Genomic DNA, 17,732 nt, shown 5'->3' with positions numbered 1-17,732 from the left:
ACCGGGCGATCCAGTACTCCGAGACAGCGAGGCTCTATGGCGGCGCCGCGGCGTACTGGATGCCCCGCCTTCGCGGGGCATGACGGAGAAATTCAACTCAATACGCGTTCTCGTTCTTGGTCAGCAGCGAGATCGGCGTCTTCAGCAGAATGACGAGATCGAACAGCACCGACCAGTTCTCGATGTAATAGAGGTCGAACTCGACGCGCTTCTGGATCTTCTCTTCATTGTCGATCTCGCCGCGCCAGCCGTTGATCTGGGCCCAGCCGGTGATGCCGGGCTTGACCCGGTGGCGGGCGAAATAGCCGTCGACGGCTTCGTCGAACAGACGGCTCTGCAGCTTGCCTTGCACCGCATGTGGACGCGGGCCGACCAAAGAGAGATCGCCGGAGAAGACCACGTTGAAGAGCTGCGGCAGCTCGTCGAGGCTGGTCTTGCGGATGAAGCGGCCGACGCGGGTAACGCGCGAGTCGTTCTTGGTCACGACCTTCGAGGCCGTCGGATCAGCCTGATGATGGTACATCGAGCGGAACTTGTAGACGTCGATGCGCTCGTTGTTGAAGCCGAAGCGCTTTTGGCGGAACAGCACGGGGCCGGGACTGTCGAGCTTCACGGCCAGCGCCACCAATCCCATCACCGGCAAGGCCACGAGCAGCGCGAGCGTGCCGACGACGCGGTCGAACAGCCATTTCATCACCAGGTCCCAGTCGGTGATCGGCGCCTCGAACACATCCAGCGTCGGCACCTCGCCGATATAGGAATAGGAGCGGGGGCGGAAGCGCAGCTTGTTGGTGTGCGCGGAGAGGCGGATGTCCACCGGCAGCACCCAGAGTTTCTTCAGCATCTCCAGGATGCGCGTCTCGGCGGAGATCGGCAGCGCGAACAGCACGAGATCGACGCGGGTGCGGCGTGCGAACTCGACGATGTCGTCGACCTTGCCGAGCTTGCGCGCGCCGGCACAGGTGTCCAGCGCGCGGCTGTCGTTGCGGTCGTCGAACACGCCGAGCACGTGGATGTCGGAATCCTCCTGCTCCTTCAGCGCCTCGACCAATTGTTCGCCGTTGCGGTCGGAGCCGACGATGATGGTGCGGCGGTCGAGCCGACCCTCGCGTCCCCAGGCGCGCACCAGCGAGCGCAGCACCAGACGCTCGCAGAGGAGCGCGGCGAGCCCGAGGACGTAGAAGGCGGCAAGCCACAGCCGCGATATTTCGCTGCCGAACTTGGCGAAGAAGGAGATGCCGATGAACAGCAGGAAGACGAACGACCAGGACGAGATCATCCGCGTCATCTGCCGGAGCTGGCCGCGGAACAGCTGTACCTGATAGATGTCGGCGGCCTGGAAGCAGACCACGGCGGAAACCGCGACGGCGATGACCTGCGCGGGATAGATCCAGCTGAAGGAGCCGGCGTGCGGCATGACATAGCCGAGATAGAGGACGATGCCGACGAGGCTCAGCAGCGCGAAATCGGCGAGGCGTACGAAGCCGGTGATCACGATCGGTGAATAGGCGCGGGCGACTTTCTGGTTGACGACGTCGAGCGCGGCGGACGAGAGCCGCTGGCGGCGCTCCACAAAGGGCCGGTCAGCCGGCTTCGCCGCGGCGCTGGTCGCGGCATCGAGCATCGAGCGTGCGTTGAGCGGTTCCACGGGCGTCCACGTCCATTCCAAAAACCCGCGGGGCCGCGTCCTTGCGCCCCGGGCGAGCATCCCCTGGCGCTTGGATTATCGGACAAATCGGAAGATTCTCTAAAGCGGGTCTTAAGAGTGGTTAGTGATTGGTAAATGCGTCGCGATAGCCCGCGAGCACGCCCTCGACCATCGCCTGCTGGGAGAAATGCGCGGAGATGCGCTCGCGAAGCGACGAGGCGCGCTGCGCTGTTCCCAGCGGATCGTCGAGCGCGGCCGCAATCGCCTCCGCCATGGCGTCCGCGTTGCTCGGCGCAAACAGCGCCGGGTTCTCCGCGCCGAAAATCTCGGGAATGCCGCCGATCTTGGATGCGATCATCGGAATGCCGGCGGCACCGGCCTCGATCACGACATAGGGCATGGAATCGCCACGCGAGGGAACGACCAGCAGCCGCCCCTTGGAAAAGCCGTAGCGTGCCTTGACGTGACCGATGAAGCGGATAGCGCTGGAGAGGCCGAGCCTCTCGACTTGCGCCTTCAGCGCCGCGGTCTCCTCGCCATCGCCGCCGAGCGTCAGCGTGACCTTCTTGCCGCCCTCGTGCAGGCGCGCCACCGCGTCGACCAGCAGATCGGCACCCTTGATGTGCCTGAACTCACCGACATAAGCGAGGTCGGTGGCGTCGTCGGCCATGACGACAGGTTCGAATTCCTCCGGCGTCACGCCGTTGAAGACGCAATGCACCACGCCCTTCGGCTTGCCGACGATGCGCTGATAGGTGTCGCGGGCAAACGCGCTTTCGAACAGGAACAGGTCGGTCGCGTCCATCAGCGTACGCTCGAGCCGCGCGTAAAACTCGCCCTTGAAGGTGTTGAGGGGATAATGCAACGAGCCGCCATGCGGGGTGTAGATGCGGATGCTGTCGCCGGATCGCCGCCGCATGCGGATGAAAGCGCCGGCCTTGGCACCGTGGCCATGCATCACGTCGGGCTTGAGCGTGGCGATCAGGCGCCGCAAGCGGAACCAGACCAGGACATCGTCGAGTGAGGGTTCGCGGCGGATCGCCATCCGGTGCACGCCGAGCTTCAGCCGCGGTGCGAGCTCGGCAAGGGCCTTGTCGGCGCGCTCACCGCCGGTGAGACTGTCGGCGAGGATGCCGACATGATGGCCACGATCGACCTGACCGTTGGCGACATCGAGGATGTGGCGGAAGATGCCGCCGACCGGAGCGCGCACGGCGTGCAGGATGCGAAGCGGCTGGTCGGGAGAGGGGGGCATGATCAAAACCAGCGCTCGACGGCGAATGCTCGAACAATCTGACGAAATATCGAGACGGATTAAGAGCCCTCGTGGTTAACAAACGGTGACGGACGTGCACGCGCGAGCTGCCGCACGCCGCGATTAACCCAGCGGCAACCTTAATGGAGTGTAATCGCCCCGGTTGAGGTAGGTTCGTGGCGTTGCGCCTGCGGGAGTGTTCGATGCGTTTAGCGTTCTGGCGTGCCGACAAGGACAAGGCGGTGGTCGAGCGGGCTGTCTCGAAAGCTGCAGCCAAGCGGGCCGAACCCGATCCCCGGATTGAAGCAAAGCCTGCGCCCATCGCTCCACGGCCCGCGCCAGTCGAATCCGGCGACATCGACCTGCACGCGCTCGGCGCGGCATTGGCGCGCAAGCGGAGCTGGATCATCGTGCCGACGGTGCTGGCACTCGTCACGTCCATCGCGATCGTCAATCTCATCACGCCGCGCTACAAGTCCGAATCCCGCATCCTGATCGACGGCCGCGAGAACGTGTTTCTGCGCCCCAACAGCGATCGCGCCGAGGAACGGCAGGCGCTCGACGCCGAAGCCGTCACCAGCCAGGTGCAGCTCGTGCTGTCACGCGATCTCGCGCGCGAGATCATCAAGAAGAACAAGCTTGCGGAGCGGCCCGAGTTCGATCCGGTGCTGCAAGGCATTTCGCCACTGAAGTCGCTTGCGGCGCTGATCGGCATCGGCCGCGATCCGTTCTCGATGACGCCGGAAGAGCGGGTGCTGGACGCCTATTACGAGCGCCTCCAGGCCTACGCCGTCGACAAGTCGCGCGTGATCGTGATCGAATTCCAGTCTGCCGATCCAGATCTCGCCGTGCGCGTCGCCAATTCGATCGCCGACGGCTATCTCGTGCTCCAGCAGGATGCGCGCCAAGATCAGGCCCGAAACGCCAGCCAGTGGTATGCCGGCAGGATCGACGAGCTGCGACGGAATGTCTCCGAGGCCGAAGCGAAGGCCGAGGACTTCCGCTCCAAGTCGAGCCTGTTCGTCGGCACCAACAACACGACCTTGTCGAACCAGCAGATGGGCGAGGTCAACACCCAGCTCAACAATGCGCGCGCGCTCAAGGCCGACGCCGAGTCCAAGGCGCGCCTGATCCGCGAGATGATCCAGAGCGGCAAGCCGATCGAATCGTCGGAAATTTTGAACTCGGAATCCATGCGGACGCCTTCGCAGCAGCGCGTGGCATTGCGGGCGCAGCTGGCCGAGCAATCGTCGACGTTGCTCGGCAACCATCCGCGGATCAAGGAATTGAAGGCGCAGCTCGCCGACCTCGATACCCAGATCCGCGACGAGGCCGCCAAGCTCGCCCGTACGCTCGAAAACGATGCGCGTGCCGCCAGCGGCCGCGTTCAGGAATTGTCGGCGAGCCTCGAGCAGCTCAAGAAGCAGGCGACGGCCACCAACGGCCAGGACGTGCAGCTCCGCGCCCTCGAGCGTGAGGCCAAGGCCCAGCGCGACCTGCTCGAAACCTATCTCGCGAAGTACCGTGAAGCCAACACCCGCGAGACGATCGACACCGCGCCGACGGATGGCCGCATCATCTCGCGCGCCGTCGTCTCGAACACGCCGGCCTATCCGAAGAAGCTGCCGATCGTGCTGATCGCGACGATCGCGACACTGCTGCTCTCGTCCGGCGTCGTCGTCACCGGAGAATTGTTGCGCCAGACCGCGCCCCGTGCCGTGGCGGTGTTCACGCAAACGCGGACGCCGGCGCGCTATGAATCGGTTGCCCAACCGATGGTCGTCGAGCCCTTCGTCGATCCGGTCACGGCAGAACCCGCGCCGCTTCAGCCGGAGATGACGGCTGATGCCGATGTCACCGAATTCGCGGAGATCGAGCATCTGGCCGACAGCCTGCGCGCCGCCGGGGCCATGGCGAAGAAAGTCACGGTGCTCGGCACTGCGAGCGGCGAAGCCATCACGCTGTCGACGCTGACATTGGCCCGGCACCTGGCGCGCGATGCGCGGGTCGTCGTGGTCGATCTCGCCGCGTCCTCGCCGACCATGGCCGCCGTGTCCGTCGATGCCTCGGCACCCGGCCTTGCCGAGCTGATGCAGGGCGAGGCGTCGTTCGCGCAGATCATCACCCGGGACAAGCTCTCGCGGCTGCATCTGGTCATGGCCGGCCGTCCCGGCTTCGATCGCAGCCTGTTGCAGTCGCCCCGCGTGACGCTCGCGATCGACGCGCTGCTGCGCGCCTACGACCACGTGCTGCTCGATGCCGGCAGTGCCTCCGACCTTCCGGCCGAGCTCCTGACGGCGAATGCCCGCGCCGTCGTGGTGCCCGAGGTGTCGATGACGCCGGATGCGCGAGCGCTGATGTGCGAGCAGCTCGGCGCCGTCGGCTTCAGCGAAGTGACGATGCTGAGCAGGCCGGTGCAGCCGTCGGATGCGAGGGACGCGCCACGCGTCGTGGCGGCGTGATTGTTTTTCCCTCTCCCCTTGCGCGAGAGGGTGGCAGAGGCGGCCTTCGGCCGCCGTTCTTAAGGACGCCGATGCATCGCATCGGCTATCGCGATAGCGGCGAGACGGGTGAGGGGTATCTCTCCGCGAGTCCCGTCGTCTTTTTGAGTCTGAGGATAGATACCCCTCATCCGGCGCTTCGCGCCACCTTCTCCCGCAAGGGGAGAAGGGAAGGGCAGCTCGCAAGTGGCGAGAGATCAAGAGGCTGAGAACTTACCCGAACGCTCGCCGCAGCCGCTGCGCCAGGTCGAACAGCATCTGGTTCTGCTTCACCAGCCGCTTGCCGTGGCTCAGCGAGGACATCGCCATCGCCGCGAGCTTTCCGCGTGACGTCAGCGGAACGAAACTGTCGAAGATGTCCTGGTCGTCCTTGCAGAACATCCGCTTGTACTCGTCCGAGCCGATGCCGAGGTCGAGCGAGCGGTAGCCGCGTTCGGCGCAGCGGTCGATGATGTAACGCATCAGGATCAGCCCGGGACTGTAGCGGGCGTGCTCGGACATCGTGTAGGTGTTGAACATCATCGAGAAGCGCTGGCCGTCGGCGACGCCGGCGAAGATCGCGATCACCTCGTCGTCGCATTCGAGCGCATGGATGTCGATGGCGCGGCCGTCACCGCGTGGCGCAAGGCAGGCGCTGCGGACGAATGGCTCGACGCCGGGCTCGGCGAAGACGTTGGGAAGCTTCTGTTCGGCCATCCGCGCCGGCTTGACGCGGAAGAACCAGTCGAGCAGGCGGGTGACATCCGCATCGGTGGTCGCCAAATGATAGCGATAGCCGGCGAGCGCCTGGAGCTTCTTCTCCTTGCTCTTGAGGCGGCGGCGGAAGGAGTTGCTGATCCGCGATGCCGGCGGGCCGCCCGGTTCCATCGTGAGCAGCGGGCAGCCATTGATCGCGCTCTGGCGCGGCAAATGCGCGAACGGGTTCTGCTGGTCGTTCCAGTGCAGCGGCTGCTGCGTCAGTGCGAGCACGTCGGCATGCTCGCCGAGCGGCGCAAACAGCGCGTCGAGATCGCCGATGGCGATCTGCGCTGCAAATTCGGCGTTCCACAGGCCCATGTTGAAGGTCGTATGCTTGCCGCCCATGAAGCAGGCCGTGCGGACGCCATGGTTCTGGCGCAGCGAGAGCGGCAGCAGCAGCAGCGGCTGATGCTCGGCGTCGCGGGCCACGACGACGAAAGGGCGGGCGCGTTCGTGCTCGCCGACCAGACGCTGCCAGGGACTGAGCAGATCAAATCGCTGATAGGGCGTGAAGAGGTGGCCGGGCCGCTCGAAGGTGCGCCAGACGGCCTCGGCCGCGCCGAGATCGGTGACGATATCGACATGCGCGATACGGCCCGCTTTCGACCGCGCTGGCAATTCTGCCGTCCGGCTTTGCATCGCCGCAGCCATGGTCATTCGCGAACCTGTCGAGAAATCAAAAATATGCGTAATTCGGCCTGTGGCCGACCTTTGCAAAGAAATGTCAACAAAGAGTAATGACTATAAGAGGGGGAACGGCCGCCGACCGGCGCGAGGTGGGATATTGGCATCCGACGACAGATGGCTGGAACGGCTGCGCCTCGAGCTGACCTGGCTCACGGGCCAGGCCGCGCTGCGCAGTCGTGGTGCCGGCGCCATCCTGCGCTTTGCGCATGTGCGGCCGCGGCGGCGCGGCGGGTTTCAGCCGCTGCGCGAGAGCGAGATCACGCCGCATTTCCTCGATCGCGCCATTCGCGCGCTGAAGCGGTGGAAGTATGATTTTCTCGGCATGGACGAGGTCTGCCGGCGCGCGGTGACGCTATCGGAACGGCGGCGCTTCGTGGCGCTCACTTTCGACGATGCCGGCAAGGACTTGATCGACTTTGCCTACCCGGTGCTGGCGCGCCACGCCGTGCCTTTCACGATCTATGTGCCCACTGCGTTTCCCGACGGCGTCGGCGAGGCCTGGTGGCTCGGACTCGAGCAGGTGATCGCGCGCGAGAGCCGTGTCAGCCTGATGATGGGCGAGAAGGAGCAGCGCTTTACTGTGACTGGCAACGCCGAGAAGCAGGCGCTGTTTTCGTTCGTCGAGGCCTGGCTGCGCTCGCTGCCGCCGGCGGATGTGTCGGCTGCGATCGCAGACCTCTGCACGCGCTACCGGGTCGACCTTGCCGCGCTCTCGCGCGAGGCATCGATGAATTGGGAGGATCTGGCGAGGCTTGCGGCCGATCCGCTGGTGACGATCGGCAGTGCGACCGTGAACTATCCCGTTCTCGCCAACATGAAGGATGCGGCCGCGTTGCGCGAGATGACGATGGGCAAGGCGGTGGCGGAGGCGGCCTTCGCTCGCGACATCCGGCATCTCGCCTTTCCGTTCGGCGATCGCGCCTCGTTCCGGCGCAGCCATGTCATCATGGCGGAGGAGGCCGGCTTTGCCAGCGCGGTGACGACGATCCCGGGCGTCGTGGACGCGGAGGGACGCACCAATCTGCGCGCGCTGCCGCGCATTTCCTGGGATGGCCGGGTGCGCTCGCTGCGCATGATGCGGGTGCTGGTGTCGGGGGTTGCTTTTGCGCCGGTGAAGCCGACGGGCGGAACTACGAGCTAGTTTTCGCGCGGTCCGGTCGCTGCATCCAGCTCACAATCGGCATCGCCGGCAGCACCCAGCCCATGCCGACCACCACATAATAGATTGCCTGCCGCCAGCCGGATTCGGCGATCCACGGCATCTGCGCCAGCGCCATGCCGAGCAGGGCCCAGACGGTGGCGAGCAGCAGGAGCAGGATGGTGCCGAGGAACTTGCGGGTGCGGATCGTCATGAAGGAATATCGCGGCTTTCGCGTAACTTGCGCTGCGGAAGCGGGGGACTATAAGGGGCACGCAGTCCCGTTCAAGCTCTGGTTTTGCCTCGAATGACGACGATTTCCGCCCCGTCCGAGCCGCATCGCGCCGTGCGCTGGTGGCTGATCTCAGTCGCTGCGCTGATCGCGCTGATGGTGTTGGTCGGGGGCGCGACGCGGCTGACGGAATCCGGACTGTCGATCGTCGAATGGAAGCCGGTCACGGGCAGCGTTCCGCCCCTCTCGGAAGCGCAGTGGACGGCGGCCTTCGAGGCCTACAAGACGATCCCGCAATATCGCGAGCTCAACGCCGGCATGAGCCTGTCCGAGTTCAAGGAGATCTTCTGGTGGGAATGGAGCCACCGGCTGCTCGGCCGTTTCATCGGCGTCGCCTATCTGTTGCCGTTCCTGTTCTTCCTCTGGCGCGGCGGCCTGTCCGGTGAGTTGAAGCGGCGGTTGTGGTTGTTGTTCGGGCTCGGCGGGCTTCAGGGCGCGGTGGGCTGGTGGATGGTGGCCTCGGGGCTATCTGAACGCGTCGAGGTGTCGCAATATCGGCTGGCGACGCATCTTGTGCTCGCGCTCGTCATCTTCGCCGGCATCGTCTGGACGGTGCGGCGGCTCGCAGAACGGCCGCAGATCGCAGCATCGTCGCGGCTGCGCTTCACGAGCGCCTTGCTCCTGGTCGTGACCTTCATCCAGATCTATTTCGGTGCGCTGGTTGCGGGCCTACGCGCCGGCCGCGCCTACAACACCTGGCCGCAGATCGACGGCGCGTTCATTCCCTCAGGGGAGCGGTTGTGGTTCGAGACGCCGTGGTGGCGCAACATGTTCGACAATGTGCTGACGGTGCAGTTCGAGCACCGCATGACGGCCTATGCGCTGTTCGCGCTGGCGGCGTTGCACGCGTTCGATGCGGTGCGTTCACGCGCGGGGTCTGCGGCGAGCGGCGCGCTTTTGCTGCTGGGCGCGGTCAGCCTGCAAGGCGTGCTCGGCATCCTCACGCTGCTCAACCAGGTGCCGATTGACCTCGCGCTCGCGCATCAGGCGGTCGCGATCGTGGTGCTGACGCTTGCGGTGATGCAGGCCGAGCGGCTCGCGACGCGTAGCTCAACCGAAGCGCAGCCGCGCGCGGTTCCCGTCGGTCAGCCCGGCTGATCGGATCTGCTCTTCAGCAATAGCCGTAGATGCCGCACGAGTAGGGCAGGCGCCAGAAATAATCGACCTGCTTCCCGCCGTAATACGCACCTTGGTAATCGTAGTCCCAGGGGCGGCCGTAATAACCCGGCAGCGTGTGCGAGCCCGGCAGCAGTGGCGTCCCCGGCAAATTGCGGATGTAGCTGCCGATGCCGTAGGCCGGCGAAATCAGCGCATCAGGATCGGTCTCGACATAGACCTGCGGCGGCTCCTGTGGCGGAGCGGCAGCCCGCCGCCGCGGCGTGGCCGGCAAATCGGCCGCAATCGCAGCTGAGACCGTCAGCATCGCCGCAAGGGCAGGCACCATCCAGCGCAGCATCGTCGGCTCCGAATCAAAAGGGCGATCCAGTGACGATGTATGCGGCAGATATGGTTAATGACTGTTAACTGGAACCATGTTCCGGGGCGCACTCAGGCGCCCCGGAATGACCAGGACAGCTACGCGCCCAGCGCCTGCTCCAGATCGGCGATCAAATCTTCCTTGTCCTCGATGCCGATCGAGAGCCGCACCACGTCGGGGCCGGCGCCGGACTTGACCTTGGCGGCGTCGTCGAGCTGGCTGTGCGTGGTCGAGGCCGGATGGATGACCAGCGAGCGGGTGTCGCCGACATTGGCCAGATGCGAGAACAGCTGCAACTTCGACACTAGGCTGACGCCGGCGTCGTAGCCGCCCTTCAGGCTGAAGGTGAACACGGCGCCGGCACCCTTCGGCGCGTATTTGCGCGCGAGCTGGTTGTACTTGTCGCTCGCAAGGCCCGCATAGTTCACCGCGGCCACCGCCGGATGGCCGGCGAGGAATTCGGCGACCGCTTTCGCATTGTCGCAGTGCTTCTGCATGCGCAGCGGCAATGTCTCGATGCCGGTGAGGATCATGAAGGCGTTGAACGGCGACAGCGCGGGTCCGAGGTCGCGCAGGCCGAGCACGCGGCAGGCGATCGCGAAGGCGAAATTGCCAAACGTCTCCTGCAGTCGGATGCCGTGATATTCGGGCCGCGGCTCCGACAGCATCGGATATTTGCCGCCGGTCGACCAGTCGAAGGTGCCGGCATCGACGATGATGCCGCCGATCGAATTGCCATGGCCGCCGAGAAACTTCGTCAGCGAGTGCACGACGATGTCGGCACCGTGGTCGATGGGACGGATCAGATAGGGCGAGGCCAGCGTGTTGTCGACGATGAGCGGTACGCCCGCCTTGCGCGCCACCGTCGAGATCGCCTCGATGTCGGTGATGCTGCCGGCGGGATTGGCGATGGACTCGATGAAGATCGCTTTCGTGCGCGGCGTGACCGCGCGTTCGAAGCTCGCGATGTCGTCGGGATCGGCCCACACCACGTTCCAGCCGAAGCTCTTGAACGCGTGCGTGAACTGGTTGATCGAGCCGCCATAGAGCTTTCGCGCCGCGATGAACTCGTCGCCGGGCTGGAGCAATTGCTGCAGCACGACGACCTGCGCGGCATGGCCCGATGCCACCGCAAGCGCGGCCGTGCCGCCTTCGAGGGCTGCGACGCGCTCTTCCAGCACCGCGTTGGTGGGATTGCCGATGCGGGTATAGATGTTGCCGAACGCCTGCAGGCCGAACAGCGAGGCGGCGTGGTCGGCGTCGTTGAAGACGAACGACGTCGTTTGATAGATCGGAGTCGCGCGCGCACCGGTGGTGGGATCGGGCTGTGCACCGGCATGCACGGCGAGGGTCGAAAATCCCGGAAGGCGATCGCTCATTGAGGGCGTCCTGTTCTCGTGGTCTGAAATCGCGCGGCATGCTGATTGGCGCCGCGGCTGCCGTCAAGGCGCGGCTTCACATCGGAACGATCGTGCTACGCATTGTCGCGTTCGCGAAATGAAACCTTCGCAACTGCGTCAGCTTTGCTCGCTCTTGTTCTTGGCGGCGCGGTCCGATGCCGCGGTTTCGCCGCCGCCGACACTCATCCGATTGAGGGATAAGCGCATGCCCTGCGTCGGCACCGGGGCGCGTTTGGAGCTCAGCGTGCGTGAATTGACGCCCATCCACGATATCTCCGAGGAGAGGCGGCCATATTCGATCTTGGGGCAGCGGTTCATCACCACCTTGATACCGACCGATTCCGCCTTCAGCGCCGCCGCATCGTCGCGCGCCCCCAACTGCATCCAGATTACCATCGGCAGCGGATCGAGCGTGAGGGCTTCCTCGACCACCGGCATGATGTGACTGGAGTTGCGGAAAATGTCGATCATGTCGACGGGACGGCCGATGTCGGACAGTGAGGCGACGAAGGGTTTTCCGAGCAGCTCCTTGCCGACATGGCCGGGGTTGACCGGAATCATGTCGTAGCCGCGCTGGGCCAGATATTTGAACGCGAAATAGCTCGGCCGCACGTTGGCAGGCGAAGCGCCGACCATCGCGATCGACTTCACGTTGTTGAGGATGCCCCGGATGTAATTGTCGGGATAGGCGTCGTGGTTCATTGGCTCATCTTCTTGGGCTCATCGTTTCGCTGTCATTGCGAGGAGCGAAGCGACGAAGCAATCCAGTCTGTCTGCGAGGAGGGATTCTGGATTGCTTCGCTTCGCTCGCAATGACGAATTACTCATCCCGCCATGTCGGCGTGCGCTTCTCGATGAAGGCGCCGATGCCTTCCTCGGCGTCTCGCGCCATCATGTTCTCGGTCATCACCTCGGCCGCATAGCGATAGGCGTCTGCAAGGCTCATCTCGGCCTGGCGATAGAACGCCTCCTTGCCGAGCTTGACGGTGTAGGCGGATTTCAGCGCGACCTGTTCGGCCAGCGCAATGGCGGCAGCGCGCTCGGTGCCGGCCGCGACGACACGATTGACGAGTCCGATCTCGCGGGCGCGCGCGGCCGGGATCGGCTCGCCCGTCAGCAGCATCTCCATCGCTTGCTTGCGCGGCACGTTGCGCGACAGCGCCACCATCGGCGTCGAGCAGAACAGGCCGATGTCGACGCCGGGCGTGGCGAAGTGTGCTGCTTCCGAGGCGATCGCGAGATCGCAGCTTGCCACGAGCTGGCAGCCCGCGGCGGTGGCGATGCCCTGGACGGATGCGACCACAGGCTTGGGCAGGTGCACGATCGCCTGCATCATCGCACTGCAGGCGGTCATCATCTCGGCGAAGAAGGCACGGCCACGGTCCGGGTCGGTGCGGCGCGCGGTCAGCTCCTTCATGTCGTGGCCGGCGGAGAAGGCGGGACCGTTGGCCGCGATCACGACGCCGCGGATGGCCTTGTCGTCCCGGATCTCGTTGAGCTCGGCATGCAGGCTTGCGATCATCGTCGCCGACAGGCTGTTGCGGGCGGCCGGGCGGTTGAGGGTCAAGACCGCGATGGGGCCCACGGTCTCGCGCAGCAGGATCGGTGGTTGCGGGGAGGGGACGCGGGCGGCCTGGACGGACATCGAAGCGTTTCCGGTTGGATTATTGCGATTGGATGACGCAGATAACTTAATGTAACAGGGGACGTGAAGCGAGGGTGAGGGGTAGCATGGCGTTAGCGAAAATGAGCGTGGCGGAGCTCGAGCAGTTCCTCCGCAACGAGTTTCCCCAAGCCTTCAGCAGCGACGACATCACGATCGAGAGCGCGGACGGTCAGGCCTGCCTTTTGCGTCAGCGCTATAGCGAAAAGATGCTGCGGCCGGGCGGAACCGTGTCCGGCCCGACCCTGATGGCACTCGCCGATTTCGCGATGTACGTGGTGCTGTTGTCGGCGATCGGGCCGATCGGGCTCGCCGTCACCACCAATCTCAACATCAACTTCCTGCGCAAGGGGCAACCCGGGCAGGACGTGCTGGCGGAGGCGCGGCTGCTCAAGCTCGGCAAGCGCCTCGCGGTCGGTGAGGTGAAGCTGTTGTCCGGTACCTCGCCCGATCCGATTGCCCATGTCACCTCGACCTATTCCATTCCAAACGTTTGAGCTTTTTGCAGGTATCTTAATACCATATTTCTAAGCAATTGATATTGCACGTGTAAATTACGCCTTTGGGCATTGACCGCGGCGCCCCTGTTCTCTAGAAAACCGCCCAGTCCGGTGCGGTGTTCGCGCCGATGCTCCCCGTCCACGGAAACTCTGACATGAAAACCTTTTCGGCAAAGCCGGCTGAGGTGACGAAGAAGTGGGTATTGATCGACGCCAAGGGTCTGGTCGTCGGCCGTCTCGCCACCATCGTCGCCATGCGCCTGCGCGGCAAGCACCTCCCGACCTACACCCCGCACGTTGATTGCGGCGACAACATCATCATCATCAACGCGCAGCATGCGGTTCTCACCGGCCGCAAGCGCGAGCAGAAGACCTATTACAAGCACACTGGTTACGTCGGCCACATCAAGGAGCGCACCGCGCGCCAGATCCTCGAGGGCAAGCATCCCGAGCGCGTGCTCGAGAAGGCCGTCGAGCGCATGATCCCGCGTGGTCCGCTCGGTCGCGTCCAGATGGGCAATCTCCGCGTCTATGGCGGCGCCGATCATCCGCACGAGGCCCAGACGCCCGAGAAGATCGACATCGCCAAGTTGAACCGCAAGAACACGAGGGCCGCATAACATGGCCGAATCCATCCAGTCGCTCGACCAGCTCTCGCAGCTCAAGACGGCGGCCGCGCCCGACGCGCCCAAGCACGAGAAGAAGGTCGACAAGTTCAACCGCGCCTACGCCACCGGCAAGCGCAAGGACGCGGTCGCCCGCGTCTGGATCAAGCCGGGCGCCGGCAAGGTCACGGTCAACGCGCGCGAGGTCGAGGTCTATTTCGCCCGTCCGGTGCTGCGTATGATGATCGAGCAGCCGTTCTCCGTGGCCGCGCGCTCCGGCCAGTATGACGTGATCTGCACCGTCGCCGGCGGCGGTCTGTCCGGCCAGGCCGGTGCCGTCCGTCACGGCATCTCCAAGGCGCTGACCTATTTCGAGCCGGAGCTGCGCACCGTGCTCAAGAAGGGCGGCTTCCTCACCCGCGACTCCCGCGTGGTCGAGCGCAAGAAGTACGGCAAGGCCAAGGCTCGCCGGTCCTTCCAGTTCTCGAAGCGTTAATCACTTCGGTCGCATTCGCCGCGAAAGCGGCTTCAATGAGATGCAAAAGGGCGCTGATTTCAGCGCCCTTTTTGCTGTTCGTTTGTATGCAAATTGATGGCGTGTTTCCTGAAAACTTGGGCCCGCATGAAAACCTGAATGGAACCCGCGAGACATAGCGTCGCATTTGGAAGGGCGCGCAAATCGGTGGAGCCGATCGCGTAACTGCTATGTCTAGAAGGGGGCCGACATGATGTCGCTCGATAGCATCACGCTCTATTTGGTCGCCACCATGGTCGCCGCACTGCTCGGCGCCATGATGGTATTTTTCGGAAGGCAGGAGAACAGCCCTGCGCTGAAATGGTGGGGCACCGCGTATCTCCTTGGCGCTGCATCGGTCGCGCTCTGGACGGCGGCCGGCGAGAAGTTGGGGCCGCATCTTTACCTTGCGCTGAACGCGGTCGGCTTCGTCGCCTGCGGCATGGTGTGGAATGCGGCGCGTGTCTTCCACGGCCGCAAGCCGAACTGGCCGGGTCTCCTGGTCGGCGCGCTCGCCTGGACCGCTGCCGCCACGCTGCTCGATCCCGCCGCGTCCATGCTGCGCATGATCGTCGGCGCCGGCATCGTCTCGGTCTATGCGGCGCTGACGGCGAGCGAGCTCTGGGTCGAGCGGCGCAAGAGCCTGCAACGGCGCTGGCCGGCCTTCGTGGTGCCGGTGATGCACGGCTGCGTCTTGATGCTGCCGATCGTGCTCGGCAGCTTCCTGCGCCCGAACGATGCCGGCTTCTCCACCAGCATCTGGGTCACCGTGTTCGCGGTCGAGCTCGTGCTCTATGCCGTCGGCACCGTGTTCGTGATCTTCATGCTGGTGTCCGAGCGCACGGTCACCGCGCACCGGACCGCCGCGTCCACCGATCCGCTGACCGGCATGCTCAACCGCCGCGGCTTCTCGGAAGCCTGCGGACGCGTGATTGAGCGCGAGGCCAAGGCCGGCCGTCCCGTGACCGTGATGATCTTCGACATCGATCATTTCAAGTCGATCAACGACCGCTTCGGCCACCCCGCCGGCGACGAGATGCTGAAACTGTTCTCGACCGTCGTCGTCAGCAATCTGCGCATCAGCGACATGTCGGGTCGAATCGGCGGCGAGGAGTTCGCAGCCCTCCTGCCGTGTTCGCTGGAGGAGGGCGTGCTGGTGGCCGAGCGCGTGCGCGAGGCCTTCGAGACCTCCGGGGTCGTCGTCGACGAGGGCCCGGTCGACACCACCGTCAGCATCGGCGTCGCGGGCGGTCCGGCCGGCACCGAGCTCGAAGTGCTGCTGGCCTCGGCCGACACCGCGCTTTACCAGGCCAAGCGCGGCGGCCGTAACCGCGTCGAGGCGGCGGAGGAGCTGCCATTGTCGCTGGAGAACTGGCGCCGCCAGAGTGCCGCACGGATCGGCGTCTCCAACACGCAGTCCAAGGCGCAGACGGCGACAGCCTAGGCAAAGGAGGTCTTGCGGTAATCCCCTGTTTACCATTCGATCCCTACCATTGCGGTCATGGAATCGATCCGTCGACAGAACCCGCAGACCGCCCTGATGTCGCTCGAAGCCGCGGCGACTTCGGCACGCGGCGGCTTCGCCTGCCTGTTCTCGACCGCGGACGAATACGAGAGCGCGCTGATCACCGAGCGCCGCGCCCAGGGGCATTACACGCAAGGCCGCAATTACTGGCCGCTCGCGCTGTTCGCCGGTTGTGCGCTGATAATGGCGGGCACCGTTCTGCTGCTTGCCTGAGTGATCTGCATTTTTGGACCGGGCAGGCGCCGTTTCGGCGCCTTTTTCTTTGTCGCGGGCTGCGGTAGACACGTCCATCGAACAAAATGGGTGGAAACAAATGATCACCGAGATCGCGCAAATCGACGTCAAGCCGGGCAGCGAGAAGGACTTTGAGGCCGCCGTCGGTAAGGCCAAGGCCGCTTTCGGCCGCTCCAAGGGTTTCCATGGTTTCGAGCTGCACAAGTCGATCGAGAAGCCGCAGCGCTATCGTCTGATGGTGAAGTGGGAAACGCTCGAGAACCACACCGTCGATTTCCGCGGCTCCGAGAATTTCACCGAATGGCGCGGCCTCGTCGGCCAGTATTTTGCGGCACCCCCTGAGGTCGAGCACACCGAAACCGTGCTCACCACCTGAGGCGGCTCAGGCCGCCTCAGCCAGAGGCGGCGCTTCATAGGTCTTGAAGTGGTCGATCACGACCTTGGCGATGGCGACCAGAGGCAGCGCCAGCGCCAGGCCCCAGATTCCGAACACGACGCCGAGCAGGATCTGGAACGCGAACAGCGTGGCCGGCGGGATGTCCAGTGCCTGCCGCTGCAGGATCGGCGTCAGCACATAGCTCTGCATGGCGTGCACGCCCATGAAGAGGAGAAAGGCCGACAGCGCCGGAATCCATCCCGAGGCGAGGCTCGCCAGCACGACCACCACGCCGGCGATGATGGCGCCGACGGTCGGGATGAAGGCGAGCAGGCCTGCCTGGATCCCCAGGATGAACGAGCCGGGAATGCCGATAAGGACGAGCCCGATCCAGGTCACCACGCCGACCGCAAGCATCACGATGATCTGCGCGATCAGCCAGCGCTCCAGCGTCTCGCCGATGCCGTCGATGATGAGGGTGATGCGGGCGCGATGCCTGGCCGGCGCCAGAAACAACAGGCCGTCATGATAGACCGCGGGCTGCGCGGCGAAGGCGAGCCCCAGGAACAGCACGATGAAGATGTTGCCGACCGCGCTGATGGTGCCGAGCAGCAGCTTGAAGGTCTGGCTCACGATCGCCCCGCCGCTCGAGGCCAGCGCGCCTGCGCCCGGCAATCCGCCGTGCGAGCCCGGGGTCGGGGCGGGCGTCGGCGTCGCATCGGTGGAGGCAGCGGGTGCGGCGTTGCCGAGATCGAAGAAGCTGGTGTCGATCCCATGGTTTTCGAGGAAGGACCGGACGTTGGTGATCTGCGACTTGATCGTCTTGCTCAGCAGCGAGGCCTGCTCGGCAATGGTGGCGCCGCCGAGATAGGCAACGCCTGCGAGCATCACCGCCAGCGCGGCACAGACGATCGCGAGCCGGACCGCGTGGGGCAGGTGCACGCGGCGGCCGAGCGCGTTGGTCAGCGCGTTGAGGCCGACGCCGAGCAGCATTCCGGTGAAGATCAGGAGCAGGGTGGCGGCAAAATACCAGGTGAAGACCAGCATTGCCGTGAACAGCACGATGCCGACGCCCCCGACCGAGATCGACCAGGCCAGATCGGTGCGGGTCAGGGGCCGTTCATCTGCGGGAATGGTCACATCGGGTCCTTTTCAGCGCGGTGCGCCGTACTCTTTCGA

At 64.8% G+C, this 17,732-nt stretch carries 18 protein-coding genes; 9 read left to right on the top strand and 9 right to left on the bottom strand.

Going from position 1 to position 17,732, the window contains the following annotated elements; genetic code table 11:
* Positions 1-97: 97 nt before the first annotated feature.
* Together AC0L20_RS15615 and AC0L20_RS15610 are read right to left on the bottom strand one after the other, a co-directional pair.
* On the bottom strand, positions 98-1,648 hold the full coding sequence (locus tag AC0L20_RS15615; RefSeq protein ID WP_473289422.1) for an undecaprenyl-phosphate glucose phosphotransferase: 1,551 nt from the start codon (positions 1,646-1,648) through the stop codon (positions 98-100).
* A gap of 121 nt (positions 1,649-1,769) precedes the next feature.
* A complete protein-coding gene (locus AC0L20_RS15610; protein ID WP_473289420.1) occupies positions 1,770-2,903 on the bottom strand; it encodes a glycosyltransferase family 4 protein in 1,134 nt (377 codons plus the stop codon).
* A gap of 203 nt (positions 2,904-3,106) precedes the next feature.
* Between AC0L20_RS15610 and AC0L20_RS15605 the strand changes: the two genes are divergently transcribed.
* On the top strand, positions 3,107-5,365 hold the full coding sequence (locus AC0L20_RS15605) for a GumC family protein (protein ID WP_473289418.1): 2,259 nt from the start codon (positions 3,107-3,109) through the stop codon (positions 5,363-5,365).
* 252 nt (positions 5,366-5,617) lie between these two features.
* Here the strand turns inward: AC0L20_RS15605 and AC0L20_RS15600 are convergent, their stop codons facing one another.
* On the bottom strand, positions 5,618-6,799 hold the full coding sequence (locus tag AC0L20_RS15600; protein WP_473289416.1) for a GNAT family N-acetyltransferase: 1,182 nt from the start codon (positions 6,797-6,799) through the stop codon (positions 5,618-5,620).
* A gap of 127 nt (positions 6,800-6,926) precedes the next feature.
* On the opposite strand from AC0L20_RS15600, the gene AC0L20_RS15595 reads away from it, so the two are divergent.
* Positions 6,927-7,970 (top strand): polysaccharide deacetylase family protein, encoded by a 1,044-nt coding sequence (locus AC0L20_RS15595; RefSeq protein WP_473289414.1) that lies wholly within the window; start codon positions 6,927-6,929, stop codon positions 7,968-7,970.
* Here AC0L20_RS15595 and AC0L20_RS15590 read toward each other — a convergent pair.
* Positions 7,960-8,181 (bottom strand): DUF2842 domain-containing protein, encoded by a 222-nt coding sequence (locus tag AC0L20_RS15590; RefSeq protein ID WP_473289411.1) that lies wholly within the window; start codon positions 8,179-8,181, stop codon positions 7,960-7,962. The genes AC0L20_RS15595 and AC0L20_RS15590 overlap by 11 nt on opposite strands.
* 93 nt (positions 8,182-8,274) lie before the next feature.
* On the opposite strand from AC0L20_RS15590, the gene AC0L20_RS15585 reads away from it, so the two are divergent.
* The gene (locus AC0L20_RS15585) at positions 8,275-9,357 is read left to right on the top strand and encodes a COX15/CtaA family protein (RefSeq protein WP_473289409.1); all 1,083 of its coding nucleotides are present in this window, start codon (positions 8,275-8,277) and stop codon (positions 9,355-9,357) included.
* Between the two features lie 13 nt (positions 9,358-9,370).
* Here AC0L20_RS15585 and AC0L20_RS15580 read toward each other — a convergent pair whose 3' ends face one another.
* From AC0L20_RS15580 to AC0L20_RS15565, 4 genes are all read right to left on the bottom strand, one after another.
* Positions 9,371-9,715 carry a hypothetical protein gene (locus AC0L20_RS15580; protein ID WP_247289433.1) on the bottom strand — a complete coding sequence of 115 codons (345 nt, stop codon included), beginning with the start codon at positions 9,713-9,715 and terminating at the stop codon, positions 9,371-9,373.
* 119 nt (positions 9,716-9,834) lie between these two features.
* Positions 9,835-11,115, bottom strand: coding sequence for an O-acetylhomoserine aminocarboxypropyltransferase (locus AC0L20_RS15575; protein WP_027567230.1), 1,281 nt, complete (start codon positions 11,113-11,115; stop codon positions 9,835-9,837).
* Between the two features lie 138 nt (positions 11,116-11,253).
* Positions 11,254-11,838, bottom strand: coding sequence for a CoA-binding protein (locus tag AC0L20_RS15570; protein WP_456764066.1), 585 nt, complete (start codon positions 11,836-11,838; stop codon positions 11,254-11,256).
* A gap of 118 nt (positions 11,839-11,956) precedes the next feature.
* Positions 11,957-12,781 carry an enoyl-CoA hydratase gene (locus AC0L20_RS15565; protein WP_456764067.1) on the bottom strand — a complete coding sequence of 275 codons (825 nt, stop codon included), beginning with the start codon at positions 12,779-12,781 and terminating at the stop codon, positions 11,957-11,959.
* Positions 12,782-12,867: 86 nt separating this feature from the next.
* On the opposite strand from AC0L20_RS15565, the gene AC0L20_RS15560 reads away from it, so the two are divergent.
* The 6 genes from AC0L20_RS15560 (at position 12,868) to AC0L20_RS15535 (ending at position 16,553) form a co-directional block, all read left to right on the top strand.
* Positions 12,868-13,296, top strand: coding sequence for a PaaI family thioesterase (locus AC0L20_RS15560; RefSeq protein ID WP_473289404.1), 429 nt, complete (start codon positions 12,868-12,870; stop codon positions 13,294-13,296).
* Between the two features lie 158 nt (positions 13,297-13,454).
* On the top strand, positions 13,455-13,919 hold the full coding sequence (rplM, locus tag AC0L20_RS15555) for a 50S ribosomal protein L13 (RefSeq protein ID WP_092028874.1): 465 nt from the start codon (positions 13,455-13,457) through the stop codon (positions 13,917-13,919).
* A 1-nt stretch (position 13,920) separates the two neighbouring features.
* The gene (rpsI, locus tag AC0L20_RS15550; protein ID WP_007603485.1) at positions 13,921-14,400 is read left to right on the top strand and encodes a 30S ribosomal protein S9; all 480 of its coding nucleotides are present in this window, start codon (positions 13,921-13,923) and stop codon (positions 14,398-14,400) included.
* A gap of 229 nt (positions 14,401-14,629) precedes the next feature.
* Positions 14,630-15,862, top strand: a complete 1,233-nt coding sequence (locus AC0L20_RS15545) for a GGDEF domain-containing protein (protein WP_473289399.1) — start codon at positions 14,630-14,632, stop codon at positions 15,860-15,862.
* 57 nt (positions 15,863-15,919) lie between these two features.
* Positions 15,920-16,156: a hypothetical protein gene (locus AC0L20_RS15540; RefSeq protein WP_473289397.1), complete on the top strand. Its 237-nt coding sequence runs from the start codon at positions 15,920-15,922 to the stop codon at positions 16,154-16,156.
* Between the two features lie 100 nt (positions 16,157-16,256).
* Entirely contained in the window at positions 16,257-16,553 is a 297-nt protein-coding gene (locus AC0L20_RS15535) for an antibiotic biosynthesis monooxygenase family protein (RefSeq protein ID WP_473289395.1), read from the top strand.
* 6 nt (positions 16,554-16,559) lie between these two features.
* Here the strand turns inward: AC0L20_RS15535 and AC0L20_RS15530 are convergent, their stop codons facing one another.
* Positions 16,560-17,693, bottom strand: a complete 1,134-nt coding sequence (locus AC0L20_RS15530; RefSeq protein ID WP_473289393.1) for an AI-2E family transporter — start codon at positions 17,691-17,693, stop codon at positions 16,560-16,562.
* Positions 17,694-17,732: the final 39 nt, after the last annotated feature.

The organism is Bradyrhizobium sp. Kon58 (genome assembly GCF_055807455.1).
The sequence above is the reverse complement of the archived record's forward strand: the minus strand, read 5'-3'. Positions and strand labels throughout refer to the sequence as shown.

Coding starts and splice junctions, on each gene's coding strand:
- AC0L20_RS15585 (WP_473289409.1), top strand. CDS start 8,275: ATGACGACGATTTCCGCCCCGTCCGAGCCGCATCGCGCCGTGCGCTGG.
- AC0L20_RS15605 (WP_473289418.1), top strand. CDS start 3,107: ATGCGTTTAGCGTTCTGGCGTGCCGACAAGGACAAGGCGGTGGTCGAG.
- rpsI (WP_007603485.1), top strand. CDS start 13,921: ATGGCCGAATCCATCCAGTCGCTCGACCAGCTCTCGCAGCTCAAGACG.
- AC0L20_RS15545 (WP_473289399.1), top strand. CDS start 14,630: ATGATGTCGCTCGATAGCATCACGCTCTATTTGGTCGCCACCATGGTC.
- AC0L20_RS15610 (WP_473289420.1), bottom strand. CDS start 2,903: ATGCCCCCCTCTCCCGACCAGCCGCTTCGCATCCTGCACGCCGTGCGC.
- rplM (WP_092028874.1), top strand. CDS start 13,455: ATGAAAACCTTTTCGGCAAAGCCGGCTGAGGTGACGAAGAAGTGGGTA.
- AC0L20_RS15590 (WP_473289411.1), bottom strand. CDS start 8,181: ATGACGATCCGCACCCGCAAGTTCCTCGGCACCATCCTGCTCCTGCTG.
- AC0L20_RS15540 (WP_473289397.1), top strand. CDS start 15,920: ATGGAATCGATCCGTCGACAGAACCCGCAGACCGCCCTGATGTCGCTC.
- AC0L20_RS15535 (WP_473289395.1), top strand. CDS start 16,257: ATGATCACCGAGATCGCGCAAATCGACGTCAAGCCGGGCAGCGAGAAG.
- AC0L20_RS15600 (WP_473289416.1), bottom strand. CDS start 6,799: ATGACCATGGCTGCGGCGATGCAAAGCCGGACGGCAGAATTGCCAGCG.
- AC0L20_RS15560 (WP_473289404.1), top strand. CDS start 12,868: ATGGCGTTAGCGAAAATGAGCGTGGCGGAGCTCGAGCAGTTCCTCCGC.
- AC0L20_RS15575 (WP_027567230.1), bottom strand. CDS start 11,115: ATGAGCGATCGCCTTCCGGGATTTTCGACCCTCGCCGTGCATGCCGGT.
- AC0L20_RS15580 (WP_247289433.1), bottom strand. CDS start 9,715: ATGCTGCGCTGGATGGTGCCTGCCCTTGCGGCGATGCTGACGGTCTCA.
- AC0L20_RS15570 (WP_456764066.1), bottom strand. CDS start 11,838: ATGAACCACGACGCCTATCCCGACAATTACATCCGGGGCATCCTCAAC.
- AC0L20_RS15565 (WP_456764067.1), bottom strand. CDS start 12,781: ATGTCCGTCCAGGCCGCCCGCGTCCCCTCCCCGCAACCACCGATCCTG.